The sequence below is a fragment of the Streptacidiphilus sp. BW17 genome, from assembly GCF_041262485.1.
In the GTDB taxonomy this organism is placed as follows: Bacteria; Actinomycetota; Actinomycetes; order Streptomycetales; family Streptomycetaceae; genus Streptacidiphilus.
Genome location: NZ_JBGCCR010000001.1, coordinates 384,462 through 403,241 on the forward strand (window position 1 = coordinate 384,462; position 18,780 = coordinate 403,241).

Below are 18,780 nucleotides of genomic sequence, written 5' to 3' on the forward strand. Positions count from 1 at the left end.
TTGCCATGTCCGCAACCACGGACCACCCGCTGATCGACCGTCATCAGGAGACCCTGGAGCGCGCGGTGAGCGCCCTCGCCGAGCGGGACTACTGGACGCCCTACCCGGAGTTCCCGAAGGCGTACGGTGAGGACGCCCTCGCCGTCGGTGGAGCCGCCTTCGCCGCGCTGAAGGGCACCACCCGCCTGGCCGCCGCGGGAGGCGAACTGGTCGGCCCGGACGCCGACGCCGGAGGCGAGACCTCACCGTTCGGGGAGGCGCTGAACATCGCCTACGGCTACCGCAGCGCCGACGCGCTGATCGCCGCCGCCACCGCCGCCCAGCCGGCGTGGGCGCAGGCGACCCCGCTGCTGCGCGCCGCCGTCTGTCTGGAGATCCTGGCGCGGATCAACGCGCGCTCGGTCGAGTTCGGCTTCGCCGTCCAGCACACCACCGGGCAGGCCTTCGGCATGGCCTTCCAGGCCGGTGGGCCGCACGCGCAGGACCGCGGTCTTGAGGCGGTCGCCTGCGCCTACGCGGAGCAGACCCGGATCCCGGCCAAGGCCAACTGGACCAAGCCGCAGGGCAAGCGCGACCCGCTGACGATGGAGAAGGAGTTCCTCGTCCGCCCGCGCGGCGTCGCCCTGCTCATCGGCTGCAACACCTTCCCGACCTGGAACGGCTTCCCGGGCTTCTTCGCGTCCCTGGCGACCGGCAACCCCGTCGTCGTCAAGCCGCACCCGCGTGCCGTGCTGCCGCTGGCGCTGACCGTGGAGATCGCCCGGGACGTGCTCGCCGAGGCCGGATTCGACGCGGACCTGGTCCAGCTCGCGCCGGAGCAGCCCGGTGAGGGTCTCGCCAAGACGCTGGCGACCCGGCCCGAGGTCGCGATCATCGACTACACGGGCTCGACCGCCTTCGGCGACTGGCTGGAGGAGAACGCCCGCCAGGCGCTCGTCTACACCGAGAAGGCCGGCGTCAACACCGTCCTGATCGAGTCGACCGACGACTACGCCAACGCGCTGGGCAACCTGGCGTTCAGCCTCTCCCTCTACAGCGGCCAGATGTGCACCACGCCGCAGAACCTGCTGATCCCGCGCGGCGGGATCCAGACCGACCAGGGCAGCAAGTCCTTCGCCGAGGTCGTCGCCGACCTGGCCGACGCGCTGGGCAAGCTGCTGGGCGACGACGCGAAGGCCGCGCAGCTGCTCGGGGCCATCGTCAACCCGGGCGTGCGGCAGCGGATCGAGCGGGCCGAGAAGGGCGAGTACGGCGAGCTGGCGCTGGCGCCGCGCGCGGTGGTCAGCCCGGAGTTCCCGGACGCGGTGATTCGCACCCCCGCCCTGGTCACGCTGGACGCGGCCAAGGACGCCCTGCCCAGCGAGTGCTTCGGGCCGGTGGCCTTCGCCATCGCGGTGGACTCCGCCGACGCCGGCGTGGAGCTGCTGCGCGAGACCGTCCGCACCCAGGGCGCGATGACCGCCGCGGCGTACACGACCTCGCCCGAGGTCGAGGCCAAGGTCGTCGAGGCGGCGGTGGACGCGGGCGTCTCGCTGTCGCTCAACCTGACGGGCGGCGTCTTCGTGAACCAGACCGCGGCCTTCTCCGACCTGCACGGCACGGGCGCGAACCCGGCCGCGAACGCGGCCTACTGCGACGCGGCGTTCGTCGCCTCGCGGTTCCGCGTGATGGAGGTCCGCCGTCCCAGCTGACGGGTAGCCGCCGCGGAGAATCAGCTGCTCCGCACACTGACATGGGCCGCCGGGGAGATTTTCCCCGGCGGCCCATGCTGCTTTCCATTGACAGGGGTGTAGGCAGTTTGTTGCGCCTTTTACAGGCTGTAGGTAGCCGAAGAGGCCTGGAATCACGCAGGGTGAGCACAGATGCGGATCACGTCGCGAATGCGGAGCGTTGATAACGATTCCGCCGCCAGATGGCCATCAGGGCATGGAAAGCGCAGCTTCCGGGCCTTAATCTCGGTCCCCATCGCCACAAACGGAGCAGCTTCGTCCTCCGTCGCATGCCCGCACGACCGTTGCTGGAAAGGACTTCGGCCAGCCCCCGCGTCTTTGAGAAAGGCACTCCTCCCAACATGACGGGTTCCAGCTCTTTCACCGAGCTCTCGCGCTATGTCAACCGCACCAGGTTGGCTGCGACGACTCGCGCCGTGAGTCGTCGCTCGCTGCTGCGCGGCGTGACGGCCGGCGGGCTCGCCGTGGCGGGCGCGGGCGCGCTCTCCGCGTGCGGCGTTCAAGGCCATGTCCTGCCGCCCGGCTCCAAAGATGTGGGCCAGGCCGGCAAGGACTACTCCGAGGCGGAGAAGACGGTCGTCTTCGCCAACTGGCCGGCGTACATCGACATCAATCCGAAGAACTCCAACGACCGGCCGACGCTGGACGCGTTCACCAAGCAGACCGGGATCTCCGTCCAGTATCTGGAGATCATCAACGACAACAACGACTGGTACACCAAGGTCGACCCGTCGTTGGTCAAGGGGATCGACACCGGCTACGACATCATGGTCGTCTCCGACTACATGGTGGCCAAGTACCGGGCGTACGACTACATCCAGGAACTGAACCTGGCCAACATCCCCAACCACTCGAAGCTGCTGCCGAACGTCCTGCACGACCCGACCGACCCCGGTCGCATGCACTCGATCCCGTGGGCCTACGGCTACACGACCATCGCGTACAACTCCGACCTGGTGAAGCAGCCGATCACCTCGATCGCCGAGATCTTCACCCGCCCCGACCTCAAGGGCAAGGTGTCCCTCTTCTCGGAGATGGAGGACACCGTCTCGCTGGCGATGCTGGCCCAGGGCATCGACTCGGAGCACTTCACCGACGCCCAGTTCAACCAGGCGCTGGACTACATCCGCCGCGCCAAGAACGCGGGCCAGGTCCGTGCGTTCTCCGGCAACGACTACCTGAGCGACTTCCAGCAGGGCAACACCGCGGTCACCATGGCCTACTCCGGTGACGTCGCGCAGCTGGGCAAGCCCAACCTGGTCACCGTCGATCTCCCCAAGGAGGGCATGCTCTCCTGGTCGGACAACTGCGTGATCCCCAACTTCGCCCGGCACAAGACCAATGCCGAGAAGCTGCTCAACTACTACCTCGAGCCCACGGTCGCAGCCCAGTTGGACGACTACATCGACTACATCCCGGTGGTCGACGGCGCGGTCGCCGCCCTGCAGCAGCTCGACCCGACCGCGGCCGGGGTGCCGCTGATCGTGCCGACCCCGCAGATGGTGGCCAAGGCGCGCGGCTTCATGTCGCTCAGCGTCGCCCAGTTGAACGACTACACAGCCCGCTTCCAGCAGGTCACCGGCCAGTAACGCCCACGGAGAGAAGAGTTCCGATGAGTTCCCACGACGTACTCGGCCAGACCCAGGGCGGGGACCTCCGCCTGGCCGGCCTGACCAAGCGCTACGGCTCCTTCACCGCCGTGGACAACCTGAGCCTCACCATTCCGCAGGGCTCCTTCTTCGCGCTGCTGGGCGCCTCCGGCTGTGGCAAGACGACGACGCTGCGCATGATCTCGGGTCTTGAGGATCCGACGGCCGGTCAGATCTTCCTGGGCGAGCAGGAGGTGACGGACCTCAAGCCGTACCGCCGCCCGGTCAACACGGTGTTCCAGAACTACGCGCTCTTCCCGCACCTGGACATCTTCGAGAACATCGCCTTCGGCCTGCGCCGCCGTGGCGTCAAGGACGTCAAGAAGTCCGTGACCGACATGCTGGACCTGGTCGAGCTGGGCCACCTGGCCAAGCGCAAGCCGACCCAGCTCTCCGGCGGTCAGCAGCAGCGCATCGCGCTGGCCCGCGCGCTGATCAACCAGCCGCAGGTGCTGCTGCTGGACGAGCCGCTGGGCGCGCTGGACCTCAAGCTCCGCCGCCAGATGCAGATCGAGCTCAAGCGGATCCAGACCGAGGTCGGCCTGACCTTCGTGCACGTCACCCACGACCAGGAGGAGGCCATGACCATGGCCGACACCATCGCGGTGATGAACCACGGCCGGATCGAGCAACTCGGCTCCCCCGCCGAGCTCTACGAGAACCCGCAGACCACCTTCGTCGCCAACTTCCTGGGCCAGTCCAACCTGATCCCGGCCGTGGTCGAGGACGAGACGGACGGCGTGGTGACCGTCTCCGCCAACGGCCAGTCGCTCAAGCTCGACGCCAAGCGTTGCCGCAGCACCACGGGCAGGGTCATCCTGGGCGTCCGCCCGGAGAAGGTCCAGGTCGCCAAGGGCGTGGACGAGGTCCCGGCCGGATTCAACTCGATCACCGGCGGCACCGTCGTCGACACCAGCTTCATCGGCGTCTCCACCCAGTACCTGGTCAAGCTGGCCTCCGGCGAGGAGCTCTCGGTCTTCGAGCAGAACACCGGCAAGGAGATCCAGCGTCCTGGCGCCGAGGTCGTCGTCTACTGGGACCCGAGCCAGGGCTTCGGCCTCGACGGCACGCAGGACATCGAGGCCGGGGCGGACGCGGACGAGGAGGCCGCCGCATGACCGTCCTCACCGAGGCGCCTGCTCCGGCGAAGGAGCAGCTGCCCGAACGCAAGCCCAGGCGCAACTGGACGCCGTGGGTGCTGCTGATCCCCGGTCTGCTGTGGCTGGTGGTCTTCTTCCTGGTCCCGATCCTGACCTCGGTCTCGGCGTCGGTGCAGACCGGTGACTACGACGACGGCTTCAAGCTCACCTGGCACTGGGCCAACTACCACGACGCGCTGCTCAACTACGGGACGCAGTACTGGCACTCGTTCCTGTACTCGATCATCACCACGGTGGCCTGTCTGGCGCTGGCCTACCCGGTGGCGTACTTCATCGCCTTCAAGGGCGGCAAGTGGAAGACGCTGCTGATGGCCCTGGTCATCGTGCCGTCCTTCACCAGCTTCCTGATCCGCACCATCGCATGGAAGACGATCCTCGCGGACAACGGCAGCGTGGTGCACGTCCTGAACGACCTGCACGTGCTGAAGCTCACCACGGCGCTCGGCTGGACCGTCGGCAACCACGTGCTGGCCAGCCCGGTCGCGGTGGTCTGCGGCATGGTCTACAACTTCCTGCCGTTCACCATCCTCCCGCTCTACACCTCGCTGGAGAAGATCGACCCGCGCCTCCACGAGGCCGGCGCCGACCTGTACTGCAGCGGCTACCAGACCTGGCGTCGGGTCACCCTGCCGCTGTCGATGCCCGGCGTCATCGGCGGCACCCTGCTGACCTTCATTCCGGCGGTCGGTGACTACATCAACGCCCAGCTGCTGGGCAACCCGAACACCACGGTGGTCGGTCAGCGCATCGAGGACCTCTTCCTGCGCCAGACCAACGGCTACCCGGTCGGCTCCGCGATGTCGGTGGTGATGATGGTCGGCACGCTGATCATTGTCATGAGCTACATCTACAAGGCCGGGACGGAGGACCTGCTCTGATGGCTACTCAGACTCTGAGCCCCACGGGTGCGAGCACCGGTGCGGGCGCCGGCGACCTGAAGGTGCGGCGCAAGAGCCCGTGGGCGTGGGCCAAGCAGCACGTGCTGCTGGTGGTCACGCTGCTGGTCTTCGTCTTCATGCTGCTGCCGAACGCCGTCATCCTGTGGATGTCGTTCAACCAGCCGGTGGGGAAGTTCAACTACACCTGGAACAAGTTCTCCACCGGGGCTTGGACCAACATGTGCAGCAACAGCACGATGTGCGACAGCCTCGGGCTGTCACTCAAGATCGGCCTGCTGGCGACTGTCATCGCGACCCTCCTGGGCACGATGATCGCCTTCGCGATGGTCCGCTACCGCTTCAAGATGCGGTCCGGCATCAACGCGCTGCTCTTCCTGCCGATGGCCGCCCCCGAGGTGGTCATGGGTGCGACCCTGGCGGCACTCTTCTTCAACACCATCGGCCCCGGTGGGATGGGCTTCTGGACGATCACCATCGCCCACGTGATGTTCTGCATCTCGTACGTGGTGGTGACGGTCAAGTCCCGGCTGGCGGGCATGGACCCGACGCTGGAGCGAGCGGCGCAGGACCTCTACGCGACGCCGACGCAGACCTTCATGAAGGTCACCCTGCCCCTGGTCGCCCCGGGCATCGGCGCCGCCGCGCTGCTGGCCTTCGCGATCTCGATCGACGACTACATCATCACGGTCTTCACCGCGGGCAACTCGGAGACCTTCCCGATGTACATCTTCGGTTCGGTGCAGCGCGCCTACCCGGCGCAGATCGACGTCATCGGTTCGCTGATGCTGCTCGGCACGATGACCATCATCGCCCTGTCGCAGATCCTCAACCGGATGCGGACGTCGAACCGCGCCAAGTGAGCTGACTGTTCGACCCCCGAGGCTGAGTCCCGTCCGGTTCTTCCGGGCGGGACTCAGCCTTTCTGCTGCGCCTGCGCGGTCTGCTGGGCGTAGTGGCGGGCGGCCTTGGCCCGGTTGCCGCAGCGGGCCATGTCGCACCAGCGGCGGCGGCCGTTCTGCGAGATGTCGAAGAAGCACAGGATGCAGCTCTCGTGCATGCACTCGCGGATCCGGTCCGGGTCGCGGGCGAGCAGCCGCAGGTAGTCGTCGGCGGCGAGCCAGGCGGGCAGCCAGGCCGGGTCTGCGACGTCCGGCTCGTCGTGCGGCAGACCGTCAGGCCCGAGGACGCGGCGGATCCGGCCGTGTGCGAGCACGGCGTTGAGCGCGGCGCTGTCGCCCGGGTCCACGCGGAGGACGAGCAGCGCGTCCCGGGTCTGGAGCAGCGCGGCGAGGGTCGCCTCGGAGTCGGGCGCGCGGTCGGTCAGGCCGTTGGACGCGAGCCAGATCGCGAGGCCGTCGGCGTCGTGAAAGAGCTGGTCACCGTGCCAGCGGGTGTTCAGCAGGTCCAGCGAGATCGGCTCGCCGCGCAGCGGCCGGGGATCGACGAGGGCGTCCATGCCGTCGAGTCTAACCGTTCAGTTGCCTTGTAGTGGTTGCGCTGTGCTGGTTCTAACTCCTATGGTCAGTGTTAACGGTTAGAAAGCACGACGCCGCGACCCGCCTTCCCGACAGGAGTCCGCCATGACGACCACTGCCTCCTCGCTCACCCCGCTCACCTCGCTTCGCACCGGACACGTCGGCATCAACGTCACCGACCTCGACCGCTCGGTCGCCTTCTACCGCGACGTCCTCGGTCTGGAGCTGCTCGGCCGCTCCGGCCCCGACGCCCCGCCGGAGCGGCGGGCCGCCCAGCTCGGCAAGGACGGAGCGCTGGTGCTCACCCTGTGGCAGCAGGCCGCAGGCCCGCACGAGCGGGACCGGGCCGGGCTGCACCACCTCTCGTTCCAGGTCGACACGGTGGACGAGGTCCGCGCGGCGGAGTGGTCGCTCAAGGAGCGCGGCGCGACCTTCCACTACGACGGCCTGGCCCTGCACGGCGAAGGCCGCGACTCGGGCGGGATCTTCTTCGCCGATCCGGACGGCACGCGACTGGAGATCTTCACCGCCAGCGGGCTCACGGGCCAGGGCACGGCGCCCTTCGCGGACGCTCCGACCTGCGGTTTCTTCTAGAGCGGGGGGAGGGATCAACGCAATGGCTGCCAACGGCTACCACCCGGGCGAGCGGACCGCGCAGGCGCTCAGCGGGGAGACGGAGCGGGCCGAGCATCTGGGGCGCAGCATCCGCGACACCATCCCGCCGGTCGCGGCCGAGTTCCTGGCGCAGCGTCAGTTGTTCGTGGTGGGCGCGGAAGATCGGTCCGGGCGGATGTGGGCGACGGTCCTCGCGGGCGAGCCGGGCTTCCTGGCCGTGCCGGACGAGCGCACGGTGACCGTGGCGGCTGGCCCGCATCCCGAGGACCCGCTGCTCGCGGTGCTGGACGGCTCCGCGGGCCCGACGCAGGTCGGCACGATCGCGCTGGAGCCCGCCACCCGGCGGCGGATGCGCGTCAACGGTCTGCTGGACGGCCGGACATCGGACGGCTGGGTGCTGCGGGCGGAGCAGGTCTTCTCCAACTGTCCGAAGTACATCCAGAAGCGGCGCCCGGTCCCGGCCTCCCCGACCAGCCAGCCGGCCCCGGCACGTCGGTCCGCCGAGCTGACGACGGCGCAGCGGCTCCACGTCGGTACGGCGGACACCTTCTTCGTCGCCACGGCAGCCTCGGACGGCCGCGCCGACGCCTCACACCGTGGCGGATTCCCTGGTTTCGTCGAGACGCTCTCGCCGACGACGCTGCGGTGGCGCGAATACCCGGGCAACGGTGCCTATATGACGCTGGGCAACATCGAGGTGAACCCGCGTACGGGTCTCGTCCTTCCGGACTGGGAATCCGGTGACCTGCTCCTGCTCACGGGTGAGGCCCGGACGGACTGGCAGGAGCACGCGGTGACCTTCACGCTGACGGAGGCGGTCGAACTCCCGGGCGCGCTGCCGATGCGCTGGAGCGAGCCGGAGTTCTCGCCCGCCAACCCGCCGCTCCGTCGCACGGGGTCCTAGGCTGAGCCGGTGACGACGAACGACCTCGACGACCGCTGGTCCGCGCTGCGGTCCTCCCCGGACACGGTGCTGCTGGACGGCTTCCACGCGCTCAAGCACGCGCTCCGCTTCGGCGCGACGGTGCCGCTGGTGGTGACCACGGATCCGGCCGAACTGCACCGCCTGGCGGAGGAGCTCGCGCCGGATCTGGGAGCGGTGGACGAGCGGGCCCACGTCGAGGCCGTGTCGGCCGAGGTGCTGCGGCGGCTGGTCCCGCGTCCGCATCCCACGGGCGTGGCGGCGCTGGCTCTTCGTCCACAGCCTGTGGACAGTGGTGACAGTCGGCGGTTCCCCGCTCCGTACATCGTTCTGGAGAACCCGCGCAACCTCGGCAACATCGGTGCGGTCGTCCGCCTGGCCGCCGGCTTCGGCGCGGCAGGGGTCCTGACCACCGGCGACGTCGACCCCTGGCACCCCACCGTCGTCCGCGGCGCGGCGGGCCTCCACTTCGCCACCTCGGTCTCCCGAACATCCTTGCAGGACTTGCCCGTTGGTCCCGTCTTCGCCCTCGACCCGGAGGGCGAGAACATCCACACGGTGGAATTTCCCGACGACTCTCTGCTCGTTTTCGGTTCGGAACGCCACGGCGTGACGGATGATGTGAAGGGGATGGCCACCCGAACTGTGGCCATCCCCATGCGTCCCCTGGTGTCCAGCTTCAACCTCGCCACGAGCGTGGGGATGGCGCTCTTCCACTGGCAGGGGGGCAGTTATCCACGGGCTGTGGACACTACGACGACGCCGGAACCCCCATCAGCTTGAGCACCTCCGCGACATAGTCCGGCGGACCCGCGAGCGTCACCAGAGGCGGGTGGGCGGGCTTGGGCGGAGACGGCCGGATCGTCCAGGTCCATCGCCTTGGCGAAGGTCTCGGCCATGCGCTCGCGCTGCGCGCCGAGCGCTGACGACGTTGAGCACGGGATTGCCGCGTTGGTATCCATTCCCACCAGCGGAAACGCGATCAACCTGACCTGAGGTGAGGTTAATCGTCCGGGTGTTGACCCGGCGCGTCTCGGACCTGTGCAGGACGGGGAACTCCGCGTTCATCATGCGTGCCGTCATGACGCGTGACCGTTCGGGCAGACACCGTTGAGGACTTCGACCACCTCGCGCGGCTCGCCCGAGATGACAAGGAGCGGGCGTCGGGACAGCGCGGTCGCGGGCTGCGGCGGGTTGAGGAACTGACGGGCCAGGTCGATGAGCCGGACGGTCGGGCACGGGCGGAGGAGTCGGCCGCCCAGGATTCCGACGCGCTCCACCTCGGCGCAGCGGAAGCCGGGACCGTACGGCGGGCCGTCGTCCTCGTCGGGTGTGGGGAGCACGGGATCCATCGGGCCGTGCTGGCAGTGCAGCGAGCCGTCGGCGTAGAGCTCGAAGGCGTGGCCGTGCAGCTCGATCCGGCCCACCGGTGCTTCGTCGAGGTCGGTGTCGCCGCGCCGGACGGCGGGGAGGAGTTCGCCGGTGATCCAGTCCTGGAAGGGGCGGGCGGTGGGGTTGTCGCAGCGCATGATCAGCCGGTAGAGGCCGCCCTCGCTGACGACGTCGAGGTGGGGGATCGCCCGGAGGTTCACCACCCGGTGGTCCCCGGGGCGGAGCATTCGGTTGGTCCGGGACGGGCTGGTGGTGCCGAGGATCCGGCAGACGTCGGCCGTGGCGAACCACGGTTCGCCGTCGATCGTCACGACGCGGACCAGTTGCCCGGTGTCCGGGAACTCCGCGTTCATCGTTCGCGTGTGCATGGCGCGCGCTCTCTCGTGTGGGTGACAGTGCGCCCTGCACAACCCCGCTTATCGGATCAGTGACACGGTCTCCTGCTCGCTTTCGGTTGCACGCCGGGGGCGCTTGATCGATTGGCGCAAGACTGGCGAGTCAACGGCTCGCGCCACCCCTTTAGCCACCCCCGCGCCGACGCGGGTGAGGAAGCCCGTGGGCAGGAAGACGGCGTCGGCGGCGATCATCGCCAGCGAGAAGAACGGGAGGCCCAGGGTCACCGCGATCGCGGCGTGTTCGACCATCATCAGGACCAGCAGCACGTTCTTGATCCGGCGGTTGAAGACCAGGAACGGGAAGGAGACCTGCACGATGACCGTGCCGTAGGTGATCAGGCAGACCAGGATGCTGTTGCCGCCCAGCAGCGACGCGAGCCCCGGCCAGGGGTCGAAGTAGGCCAGGTGGAGCGGGAAGTAGAGCGCCGTGCCGCCCTCCCAGAGGGAGCCCTGGATCTTGTACCAGCCGGCTGTGGCGTAGATGAAACAGACCTCGACCGCGATGACCAGCATCGCCGAGTTGTGCACCATGGTCGTCAACGCGTCCAGCAGGTCCGCGCCCTCGCTGTCCGGCTGACGGCGCTTCAGCCATTCGCGTGCGCCGATGAAGAGCCAGAACAGCCAGAAGACCGTGCCCCAGTCGTAGACACCCATGTCGAGCATCCCCAGCTTGGCGAAGCCGGACAGCTGGCAGTACGCCAGCGCCGCGCCCAGCACCACCCACAGCGCGAGCCCGGTCCCGTCCCGCTCCACGCGTCGGCCGAGGCGGGCGGCCCGCGCGTCGAGGGACCAGACGGCGCCGCAGCGGGTGAAGGCCAGGTAGATCGCCATCAGGTGGACGACGTTGTCGCCGCCGTCGCCGACCAGGACGCTGCGGTTCTGGATCGAGAGCACCAGCACCATGAAGAGGATCGACATGGTCCGCGTCCGCCAGCCCACCAGCAGCAGCGCGCTGACCACGATCGCCGCCGCGTAGACGGCCTCGAACCACCAGCGGTCGTCCGACCAGGCCAGGACGGTGAAGGCGTGGTTGGACGCCAGCATCTGCCGGGCCAGGTCCGCGCTCCACGGTGCGAGATCGCCGTAGAGGACCCGGCGGTTCGGCCACTCGCGGAGCAGGAAGCCGCCGAAGCAGAGGGAGATGCCGATGCGGACGATCGCCGCCTGGTACGGAGCGATGGTGTGCCGGGTGAACGCCACCCAGGCCCTGAGCACCGCGGCCGAGACGACGGAGTCCCAGCTCGGTCCGGAGGACGGCGCGTTGCCGCTCACCGGCTGACTCATCGGCTGGCTCACCGGCTGACCCCCAGGCCCTGGTAGTCCTCGTCGTTGGCCGGCCACCAGCCCAGCGTTCGGTAGCTGGGTGTGGTGGTCGCGGGCGCGCCCGTCCAGGCGGGGCCGGTGACGGAGGTGGTCGAGGAGCGGAGCTGGATCTGGATGACCGGCTGTCCGTTCCAGTGGCGGCCGATCCGCTGGAGCGCGATCCGCTTGAGGTACTCGACCGAGAGCGGGCCGCCGAAGCCGGTGGAGTCGTCCTGCTGGTCGTGCCAGGCGGTGTAGTAGTCCCAGGCGCGGCGGAGCAGGTTCTGGTTGACGTGGCTGGGGGCGATGTTGCCGCGGATCGCGGCGACGTCGGCGGCGGTGAGGTCGATCCAGGGCGAAATGGTGCGGCTGCCGTCGGGGGCGAGGGTCTGCACCCGGGCCTCGACCGCGATGTTGTTCTGCAGCGGGTTCGGGGCGAAGAGCTGCCAGTTCTGCTCGAACTCCGGCATCACATGCGCGGTGACGGCGGCCGACGCCTGCTGCGATATCGGGTTGCTGGGCGCTATGGAGAGGAAGATCGTGCCGAGGTGGTAGGCCACGGCGATGACCAGCGCCACGGCCGCCGTGCCGAGTATCGCGAGCGACGGCGTTGACCAGCGGCGTTCCGTCGACGCGGGGTCACCGGGACCGCCGGGGTCACCGGGATCGCCGTCGTCGGCTGGTGGGCGCGGACCGGGCAGAGCCGGTGCCTGTGTCGTTGCTGGTGCCGATGTCGTTGCTGGTGTCGGTGGAGCGGCGGGTATGGACTCGGCCGCCCGCGCGGCCTCGATGCTCGGCTCGTCTGCCACTGGTACCTGCCCTGCCACTCCGGTGAAGTCCTGAGCACGGTACTGACCCGCGGCGGTTCCGCGCGACCCTTCCCCCTACTTAGAACTTGTTCTAATCTGACGAATCGTCAGAGCGAGGCAGGCTGGGAAGGGACGAGCCGTGGATTTCACCTTCACCGAAGAGCAGCAGGCCGCGGCCGAGGCGGCCAAGGCGGTCTTCGCCGACGTACCGCCGGACGGCGGCGTTCCGAGCCCCGCCCTGGGTATCGAGCCGGTCGCGACCGACATCGACCGGGAGCTGTGGCAGCGCCTGGCCAAGTCCGACCTGCTCGGCATCGCGCTGGCCGAGGAGTACGGCGGCGGCGGGCAGGACGAGATCGCCTGGTGCCTGGTGCTGCGCCAGGCGGCCCGGGTGCTGGCCCGCGTGCCGCTGCTGGAGACGGGCGCGGCGGCGCTGGCGGTCCAGGCTTTCGGCGCGCCCGAACTGCGGCAACGGCTGCTGCCGGAGATCGCGGCCGGCCGTCTGCTGGTCGGCGTCGCGCCGCACGGCCGCACCGGGCACGAACCCGCCGACGAGGCGGTCACGGCCGAACCGGCCCCGGGCGGCGGCTGGTCGCTGCGCGGTTCGCAGACCGGTGTGTCCTGGGCGTCGGTGATGGACCTGGTCCTGGTCCCTGCCCGGGGACCGGAGGGGACGCTGCTGCTCTTGGTCGACCCGCGCGGGCAGGGCGTCACGCTCAACCGCCAGGTGTCCACCAACGGCGAGTTGGCGGGCGAGCTGGTCTTCGACGGAGCGGTCGTCGAGGCCGCGTGGCAGGTGGGTCCGGCGGCGGCCGACGGGTCCAACTGGCGTGCGGTACGCGGGTTGCTGATCATCGGCTGCGCCGCGCTCTGCCTGGGCCTGGGCGAGGCGGTGGTGCGGATGACCTCCGAGTACGCGTCCAAGCGCGAGCAGTTCGGCCATCCCATCGCGACGTTCCAGGCCGTGGCCATGCAGTTGGCGGACCGGTACATCGACCTGCGGTCGATGGAGGTGACCCTCTGGCAGGCTGCCTGGCGGATCGCGGTGGGCGGTGAACTCGCCGACCGGCTGCCGCTGGACGCGGACCTGGCCACGGCCAAGATCTGGTCGGCGGAGGGCGTTCGCGCGATCGCCTCGACCGCCCAGCACCTGCACGGCGGCATCGGCGCGGACCTCGACTACCCGCTGCACCGCTACCACGCCTGGGCCAAGCACCTGGAACTCTTCCTGGGCCCGGCGGCGGCGTTCGATCAGGAACTGGGCGACCTGCTGGCCGTGCACCAGCTGTAACCCGACGTGGGCCCGGACGGAGCCTGGACAGGGCCTGGATGGAACCCGGATGGGGCAGAGTGAGGGGTGTGCCCTCGCTTACTCCTCCTCGCTTCGACGCGGTTGTTCTCGCCGGTGGCGCGGCCCGGCGGCTCGGCGGTGAGGACAAGCCCGGCCTGGTGGTCGGCGGTGCCTCGCTGCTGAACCGGGTCCTTGCGGCCTGCGCCGCCGCGCAGCGGACCGTCGTGGTCGGGCCGGAGCGCGCGACGGCCCGGCCGGTGCGGTGGACGCGGGAGACGCCGCCGGGGGGCGGCCCGGTCGCCGGGTTGGCGGCCGGGCTGGAGTTGGTGACCGCGGACGTTGCCGTGCTGCTCGCGGCCGATCTACCGTTCCTCGACGCGCCCACCGTCCACGCACTCGTCGCCGCGCTCCCTGCTGAACTCCGCGCCGAGACCGGTGCTGAGACCGGTGCCGGTGCCGATGCCGTACTACTGGTCGACGCCGACGGCCGGGACCAGCCGCTGGCCGCCGCCTACCGCACCGCTGCGCTGCGGACCGCGCTCGCCCAACTCCCCGCAGCCGAAGGCGCTCCGCTCCGCGCGGTGACCCGGGGCCTGCGCCTGCTGCGGCTGCCGGACGTCCGCCGCGCCGCCGTCGACTGCGACACCTGGGACGACGTGCACGAAGCGCGACTCCGCGCCGACGGGGACGCCCACGCCGACGGGGACGCCCACGCCGACGGGGACGCCCGCGCGGGCAGCCCTCCGTACACCCCGCCACCACCTCGGTGAACCGCGGACACGCACTCGACACAGCCCGTTGCACGGACTGAGCCTGATCATCGGCGACGATGGTGTCGTGCTGCATGACTGGATCGCCGCTGTGAAGACCGAACTGGGCATCGACCTCGACGTCGACGTGACCGGACTGCTCGACATGACCCGTGACGTGGCCCATGGTGTGGCCCGCCCGGCCGCGCCGCTGACCGCCTTCCTGGTCGGCTATGCCGCGGCCTCCGCCGGAGGCGGCCCGGAGGCCGTGGCCGAGGCCAACCGCAAGGCTGCCGCGCTGGCCGCCCGCTGGGGCGCGGAGCACAGTGGGGAGCATGGCACCGGAGAGGACAAGAGTCAGGGCAAGGGGCGAGGTACGGAAGAAGGCGTGGAGCAATGAGCAGCGCGGCTGACGCCGAGGCTGACCTGCTGGCGGCGTATCCGTACCTGCTGCCACGCTCGCCCGAGCCGGAGCAACAGCCGGAGCCGGACCGCCCGTTCGACTACGAGGTCGCCGATCGCTCGGGTGAGGAACCGGCGCAACCGGGGCGTGATGCGTCCCCTGTGGCCGACTTCGACCAGGCCTTGGACGACGCCCTCAGCCTGACTCACACGTCCCGACCAAGATCGCCAAATGTCACGCGCGTGACAGTTGGCGATCATGGAGTGCCCAGCTCGGACGATATGTACGCCTCTGTCCCGCCCCCGTCCGGCTCCGCCGCCGAGCTGAGCTGGCCGCAGGCGCGGTCCGTTGCCGTCCACGCCGGACGGCGACCGCTCGGCGTGGAGCGCTGCCCGCTCGCGGATGCGCTCGGCGCCTCGCTTGCCGAGCCGTTGGCAGCGACCACGCACGTGCCCGCGTTCGACACCTCGGCGATGGACGGTTGGGCTGTGGCCGGACCGCCTCCGTGGCGGCTGCGGGTGCCCGCAGCCGGTGAGGGGCTGGCCGGACAGCCCGTCGCCGCGGCGCTGGACGATGGTGCGGCCTGCCGAATCGCCACCGGAGCACCCGTCCCGCCCGGGACCACAGCGGTGCTGCGCCGCGAGGACGGCGAAGTGGCGTCCCCCGACCGGAGCGCAGGCGTGACGACCGCGCTCCGTCTGCGCACCGGGGTCACCGCTCCGCCGCTCGGGCGGGACATCCGGCCGCGCGGGCAGGAGTGCCGTGCCGGTGAGGGGCTGCTGGTCGCAGGCACGCTGGTCACGCCCGCCGTACTGGGCCTGGCCGCCGCCATCGGCCACGACGAGCTGACGGTCCATCGGCGGCCCACCGTCGAGCTGCTGGTACTCGGCGACGAGCTGCTGACGGAGGGTCCGTCCCGAGACGGGCGGATCCGCGACGCGCTCGGTCCGATGCTGCCGGGCTGGCTGGCCTCCTACGGCGCGCGGTTCACCGGCCTGCGCCGGGTCGGCGACGACCGTGACGCGCTGGTCGCCGCGCTCCGCTCCTGCCGCGCCGACGTCGTGGTCACCACGGGCGCGACGGCCGCCGGTCCGCGCGACTTCCTCCACCCTGCCTTGGCCGAGATCGGCGCGACGCTGCTCGTCGACGGCGTCCTGGTCCGCCCCGGCCACCCGATGCTGCTGGCCGAACTCACTACGGCCGAGCTCCCCACCGCCGAACTCCCCAGCGCCGCAGGGGAGACGAGGCCCCGGTATCTGGTCGGCCTGCCCGGCAACCCCTTCGCCGCAGCTGTCGCCGCCGCGACGTTGGCCGAGCCGCTGCTGCGCGGGCTCGGCGGGTGCCCGCAGGCGGAGCCGTACCGGGTCCCGGCCGCAGCCGCGCTGGCCGGGCAGCCGGGGCACACCCGGCTGGTGCCGGTGACGCTGCCGGAACGCGGAGCCGTGCCGCTGCGGCACGACGGGCCCGCGATGCTGCGCGGGTTGGCGCTGGCCGAGGGCCTGGCCGTCGTCCCTCCGGGCGGGGTCGCCGAGGGCGAGCCGGTCGAGGTGCTGGACGTCCCGTGCAGCTGAGCTCCGCCCCGGGTCCGAAGAGATCCGTCGGACAGACCCTCCGGGCCCGTCGCCGAGTAGGCGGCCCCGAGGAGCTGGCGGACCTGCAGCAGATCATGCTGCCCGCCCACAAGGTCGCCGAGCCGCCGTTGCGCGCGGTCCGGCGCCGGCTGGCGTTGGCCATGGCCGTGCTGCTGCTGACCACCTTCATCGTCTGGCTCGGCCGTGCGGGTTACCACGACAACGCCCACGACCACCTCGACCTGCTCGGCGCGTTCTACTACGCCACGGTCAGCCTCTCCACGACCGGCTACGGCGACATCACACCGGTCAGCGACGGGGCCCGGCTGGCCAACATCCTGCTGATCACGCCGTTGCGCGTGCTGTTCCTGATCATCCTGGTCGGCACCACGTTGGAGGTGCTGACCACCCGGACCCGCCAGGTCTGGCGCATCAACCGCTGGAGGCAGGACTTGGACGGGCACATCGTCGTGGTCGGCTACGGCACCAAGGGTCGCAACGCGGTGGCGACGCTGCTGCTCAAGGGCACGCCCAAGTCCGACATCGTGGTCGTCGACCCGCAGCGCCGGGTGATCGAGGCGGCCAACGCGGACGGCCTGGCCGGCGTCGTCGGCGACGCGACCCGGACCGACGTGCTGCTCCGCGCGCAGGTCGAGCGGGCGGCACAGGTGGTCGTCGCGCCACAGCGGGACGACACCGCAGTGCTGGTCACCCTGACGGTCCGCCAGCTCAACAAGGGCGCGGTGGTCGCCGCCGCGGTCCGCGAGGACGAGAACGCGCCGCTGCTGCGCGAGAGCGGGGCGACGGTGGTCGTCTCCGGCTCCAGCTCGGTGGGTCGCCTGCTCGGAGTCTCCACGCTGAGCCCGAACTCGGGCGCGGTGCTGGACGACCTGCTGACCGCCGGGCACGGGCTGGACGTCATCGACCGCCCGGTGACCCGCGAGGAGGTGGGCCGGTCGCCGCGCGACTGCGGGGACCTGGTCATCGCCGTGGTGCGCGGCAGACGGCGGCTCAGCTACTCCGATCCGGAGGCGGCGGCGCTGCAGCCGGACGACCGCGTCATCGCGGTCCATCGCCGGTAGCCCTGCCGCCCGCCGCAGGAAACCGGCACGGCCTACGGCGGTCCCGGGCCCAGCAGCCAGATCGCCCCGTACGCTGCCGAGACGGCGGTCAGCACGCCCAGCGTCGCCGCCGCGCGCGAGGTCCTGATCCGTGACAGCCAGGCGGCGAGCGGGAGCAGCAGCGGGAAGCCCGGCAGGAGCAGCCGTGGCTTGGAGTTGAAGTAGGCCTGCGCGCCCAGCGCCAGCGCGACGATCACCCCCGCGTAGACCACGGTGGCCAGCGGTGGCCGCCGCCGGATGCAGGCGACGAGCGTCCAGACCACCAGGCCGACGAAGACCAGCAGTCCGACGCCCGCCGCTGGGCTGGTCGTCAGCTGGTGCCAGACGAACCGCCCGTAGGCGGCGCCGAAGTCGAAGCCGTTGCCCCAGCCGTTCTGAATTCTGAGGTAGGCCGGGATGCCGCCGACCCACCCGGCGTAGGCGAGCAGGCCCGCGGGCGCGAGCAGCATGCCCGCCACCGCCCGCAACAGCGGGGCCTCGCGCCGCCACAGCGCGAGCAGCGCCCCGGCCCAGACCGCCGCGATGATCGCGGCCGCGCTCGGCCGGGTCAGTCCGGCCAGCGCGGAGAGCAGACCCGCCGTGATCCAGTTGCCACGCAGCACGCACCAGAGCGACCAGGCGGCCAGCGCGGTGAACAGCGCCTCGGTGTAGGCCATCGACTCCAGCACGCCGATCGGCAGCGCCGCCCAGAGCACCACCAGCACGAGGGCGGCCCGTCGACCGGCGATCCGCTCGCCGACGGCGAAGATCCCGAGCGCGGCGACCAGCGAGGCGACCGTGCTGACGGCGAGTCCGGCGTCCGCGTAGGAGAGGCCGGTGGCCACGTGCAGGCCCCGCTCCAGCCAGGGCAGCAGCGGGAAGAAGGCCAGATGGGAGTGGACGCCCGCGCCCCTGGTGCCGGGGGTCGCCTGGTAGCCGGCCCAGTGGTACCCGTGCCCGGCGATGTCGGTGTACCAGAGCGCGTCCCAGCGGGCCGAGAGCACCTGGTGCGGGCTGCGGCCCTCCGCGCCCGACCAGACGGCGAGAACGACCAGGCCGAGCACGCGGATCGCAGCGAACAGCGCGAGCGCCGGGGCGGCCCGGCGGAGCAGGGTCCGCACGAGGGTGCGTTCCGTGTCGGAGGCGTGCTCTGTACCGGTCACGTGTTCCGTGCCGGTGAGGGGTTCTGTGCGGGTGGTGCCGTTGGTGCCGTTCGTGCGAGTCAAGCGGTCCTGCTGTCGGTCGAACTCGGGCACCGACAGGTCAGACGGCGTGTCCACGAGCCAGCTCCTCGGCCGCCTGGCGGCCGACCGTCGCG

Annotated in this window: 16 protein-coding genes and 1 pseudogene; 12 read left to right on the forward strand and 5 right to left on the reverse strand. The window is 70.6% G+C overall.

Annotation, left to right across the window (positions count from 1 at the left end; translation table 11 throughout):
• The first annotated feature begins 5 nt into the window (after positions 1 to 5).
• From paaN to ABH940_RS01735, 5 genes are all read left to right on the forward strand, one after another.
• Positions 6 to 1,691 (forward strand): phenylacetic acid degradation protein PaaN, encoded by a 1,686-nt coding sequence (gene paaN, locus ABH940_RS01715; protein ID WP_370071156.1) that lies wholly within the window; start codon positions 6 to 8, stop codon positions 1,689 to 1,691.
• A 455-nt stretch (positions 1,692 to 2,146) separates the two neighbouring features.
• Positions 2,147 to 3,319 (forward strand): PotD/PotF family extracellular solute-binding protein, encoded by a 1,173-nt coding sequence (locus tag ABH940_RS01720; RefSeq protein WP_370071158.1) that lies wholly within the window; start codon positions 2,147 to 2,149, stop codon positions 3,317 to 3,319.
• A 23-nt stretch (positions 3,320 to 3,342) separates the two neighbouring features.
• The gene (locus tag ABH940_RS01725; RefSeq protein WP_370071160.1) at positions 3,343 to 4,497 is read left to right on the forward strand and encodes an ABC transporter ATP-binding protein; all 1,155 of its coding nucleotides are present in this window, start codon (positions 3,343 to 3,345) and stop codon (positions 4,495 to 4,497) included.
• Entirely contained in the window at positions 4,494 to 5,417 is a 924-nt protein-coding gene (locus tag ABH940_RS01730; protein WP_370071162.1) for an ABC transporter permease, read from the forward strand. The genes ABH940_RS01725 and ABH940_RS01730 overlap by 4 nt, the downstream gene beginning before the upstream one ends.
• Positions 5,417 to 6,298 (forward strand): ABC transporter permease, encoded by an 882-nt coding sequence (locus ABH940_RS01735; protein ID WP_370071164.1) that lies wholly within the window; start codon positions 5,417 to 5,419, stop codon positions 6,296 to 6,298. The genes ABH940_RS01730 and ABH940_RS01735 overlap by 1 nt, the downstream gene beginning before the upstream one ends.
• A 53-nt stretch (positions 6,299 to 6,351) precedes the next feature.
• On the opposite strand, the gene ABH940_RS01740 is transcribed toward ABH940_RS01735, so the two are convergent.
• Entirely contained in the window at positions 6,352 to 6,894 is a 543-nt protein-coding gene (locus ABH940_RS01740) for a CGNR zinc finger domain-containing protein (RefSeq protein WP_370104000.1), read from the reverse strand.
• 124 nt (positions 6,895 to 7,018) lie between these two features.
• On the opposite strand from ABH940_RS01740, the gene ABH940_RS01745 reads away from it, so the two are divergent.
• Genes ABH940_RS01745 through ABH940_RS01755 form a run of 3 tightly spaced genes read left to right on the forward strand, consistent with a single transcriptional unit; the run spans position 7,019 to position 9,233 of the window.
• Complete coding sequence (locus tag ABH940_RS01745; protein ID WP_370104001.1) at positions 7,019 to 7,507, forward strand: VOC family protein; 489 nt, start codon at positions 7,019 to 7,021, stop codon at positions 7,505 to 7,507.
• Between the two features lie 22 nt (positions 7,508 to 7,529).
• A complete protein-coding gene (locus ABH940_RS01750) occupies positions 7,530 to 8,432 on the forward strand; it encodes a pyridoxamine 5'-phosphate oxidase family protein (RefSeq protein ID WP_370104003.1) in 903 nt (300 codons plus the stop codon).
• 9 nt (positions 8,433 to 8,441) lie between these two features.
• A complete protein-coding gene (locus tag ABH940_RS01755; RefSeq protein WP_370071172.1) occupies positions 8,442 to 9,233 on the forward strand; it encodes a TrmH family RNA methyltransferase in 792 nt (263 codons plus the stop codon).
• A gap of 296 nt (positions 9,234 to 9,529) precedes the next feature.
• On the opposite strand, the gene ABH940_RS01760 is transcribed toward ABH940_RS01755, so the two are convergent.
• The 3 genes from ABH940_RS01760 to ABH940_RS01770 are packed head-to-tail and all read right to left on the reverse strand — an operon-like array spanning position 9,530 to position 12,348.
• Complete coding sequence (locus tag ABH940_RS01760; protein WP_370071174.1) at positions 9,530 to 10,210, reverse strand: Bro-N domain-containing protein; 681 nt, start codon at positions 10,208 to 10,210, stop codon at positions 9,530 to 9,532.
• A 48-nt stretch (positions 10,211 to 10,258) separates the two neighbouring features.
• Positions 10,259 to 11,521: an HTTM domain-containing protein gene (locus ABH940_RS01765; RefSeq protein ID WP_370071176.1), complete on the reverse strand. Its 1,263-nt coding sequence runs from the start codon at positions 11,519 to 11,521 to the stop codon at positions 10,259 to 10,261.
• An 8-nt stretch (positions 11,522 to 11,529) separates the two neighbouring features.
• Complete coding sequence (locus tag ABH940_RS01770) at positions 11,530 to 12,348, reverse strand: DUF5819 family protein (RefSeq protein WP_370104005.1); 819 nt, start codon at positions 12,346 to 12,348, stop codon at positions 11,530 to 11,532.
• A gap of 139 nt (positions 12,349 to 12,487) precedes the next feature.
• Here ABH940_RS01770 and ABH940_RS01775 point away from each other — a divergent pair, with 139 nt between their 5' ends.
• The 4 genes and pseudogenes from ABH940_RS01775 (at position 12,488) to ABH940_RS01790 (ending at position 17,444) form a co-directional block, all read left to right on the forward strand.
• A complete protein-coding gene (locus ABH940_RS01775; RefSeq protein ID WP_370104007.1) occupies positions 12,488 to 13,639 on the forward strand; it encodes an acyl-CoA dehydrogenase family protein in 1,152 nt (383 codons plus the stop codon).
• 38 nt (positions 13,640 to 13,677) lie between these two features.
• Positions 13,678 to 14,788: pseudogene (locus ABH940_RS01780) on the forward strand (NTP transferase domain-containing protein).
• A complete protein-coding gene (locus ABH940_RS01785; protein WP_370104009.1) occupies positions 14,785 to 16,362 on the forward strand; it encodes a molybdopterin molybdotransferase MoeA in 1,578 nt (525 codons plus the stop codon). Before ABH940_RS01780 ends, ABH940_RS01785 begins: the two are co-directional and overlap by 4 nt.
• A 95-nt stretch (positions 16,363 to 16,457) precedes the next feature.
• Positions 16,458 to 17,444, forward strand: a complete 987-nt coding sequence (locus tag ABH940_RS01790; protein ID WP_370071254.1) for a TrkA family potassium uptake protein — start codon at positions 16,458 to 16,460, stop codon at positions 17,442 to 17,444.
• 32 nt (positions 17,445 to 17,476) lie between these two features.
• Here ABH940_RS01790 and ABH940_RS01795 read toward each other — a convergent pair whose 3' ends face one another.
• Entirely contained in the window at positions 17,477 to 18,742 is a 1,266-nt protein-coding gene (locus ABH940_RS01795; protein ID WP_370071184.1) for a hypothetical protein, read from the reverse strand.
• Between the last annotated feature and the right edge of the window lie 38 nt (positions 18,743 to 18,780).

What these genes read in the sequence shown, in the direction of transcription:
- paaN (WP_370071156.1), top strand. Translation starts at nt 6, where the DNA reads ATGTCCGCAACCACGGACCACCCGCTGATCGACCGTCATCAGGAGACC.
- ABH940_RS01725 (WP_370071160.1), top strand. Translation starts at nt 3,343, where the DNA reads ATGAGTTCCCACGACGTACTCGGCCAGACCCAGGGCGGGGACCTCCGC.
- ABH940_RS01730 (WP_370071162.1), top strand. Translation starts at nt 4,494, where the DNA reads ATGACCGTCCTCACCGAGGCGCCTGCTCCGGCGAAGGAGCAGCTGCCC.
- ABH940_RS01735 (WP_370071164.1), top strand. Translation starts at nt 5,417, where the DNA reads ATGGCTACTCAGACTCTGAGCCCCACGGGTGCGAGCACCGGTGCGGGC.
- ABH940_RS01740 (WP_370104000.1), bottom strand. Translation starts at nt 6,894, where the DNA reads ATGGACGCCCTCGTCGATCCCCGGCCGCTGCGCGGCGAGCCGATCTCG.
- ABH940_RS01745 (WP_370104001.1), top strand. Translation starts at nt 7,019, where the DNA reads ATGACGACCACTGCCTCCTCGCTCACCCCGCTCACCTCGCTTCGCACC.
- ABH940_RS01750 (WP_370104003.1), top strand. Translation starts at nt 7,530, where the DNA reads ATGGCTGCCAACGGCTACCACCCGGGCGAGCGGACCGCGCAGGCGCTC.
- ABH940_RS01760 (WP_370071174.1), bottom strand. Translation starts at nt 10,210, where the DNA reads ATGCACACGCGAACGATGAACGCGGAGTTCCCGGACACCGGGCAACTG.
- ABH940_RS01765 (WP_370071176.1), bottom strand. Translation starts at nt 11,521, where the DNA reads ATGAGTCAGCCGGTGAGCGGCAACGCGCCGTCCTCCGGACCGAGCTGG.
- ABH940_RS01785 (WP_370104009.1), top strand. Translation starts at nt 14,785, where the DNA reads ATGAGCAGCGCGGCTGACGCCGAGGCTGACCTGCTGGCGGCGTATCCG.
- ABH940_RS01790 (WP_370071254.1), top strand. Translation starts at nt 16,458, where the DNA reads ATGCTGCCCGCCCACAAGGTCGCCGAGCCGCCGTTGCGCGCGGTCCGG.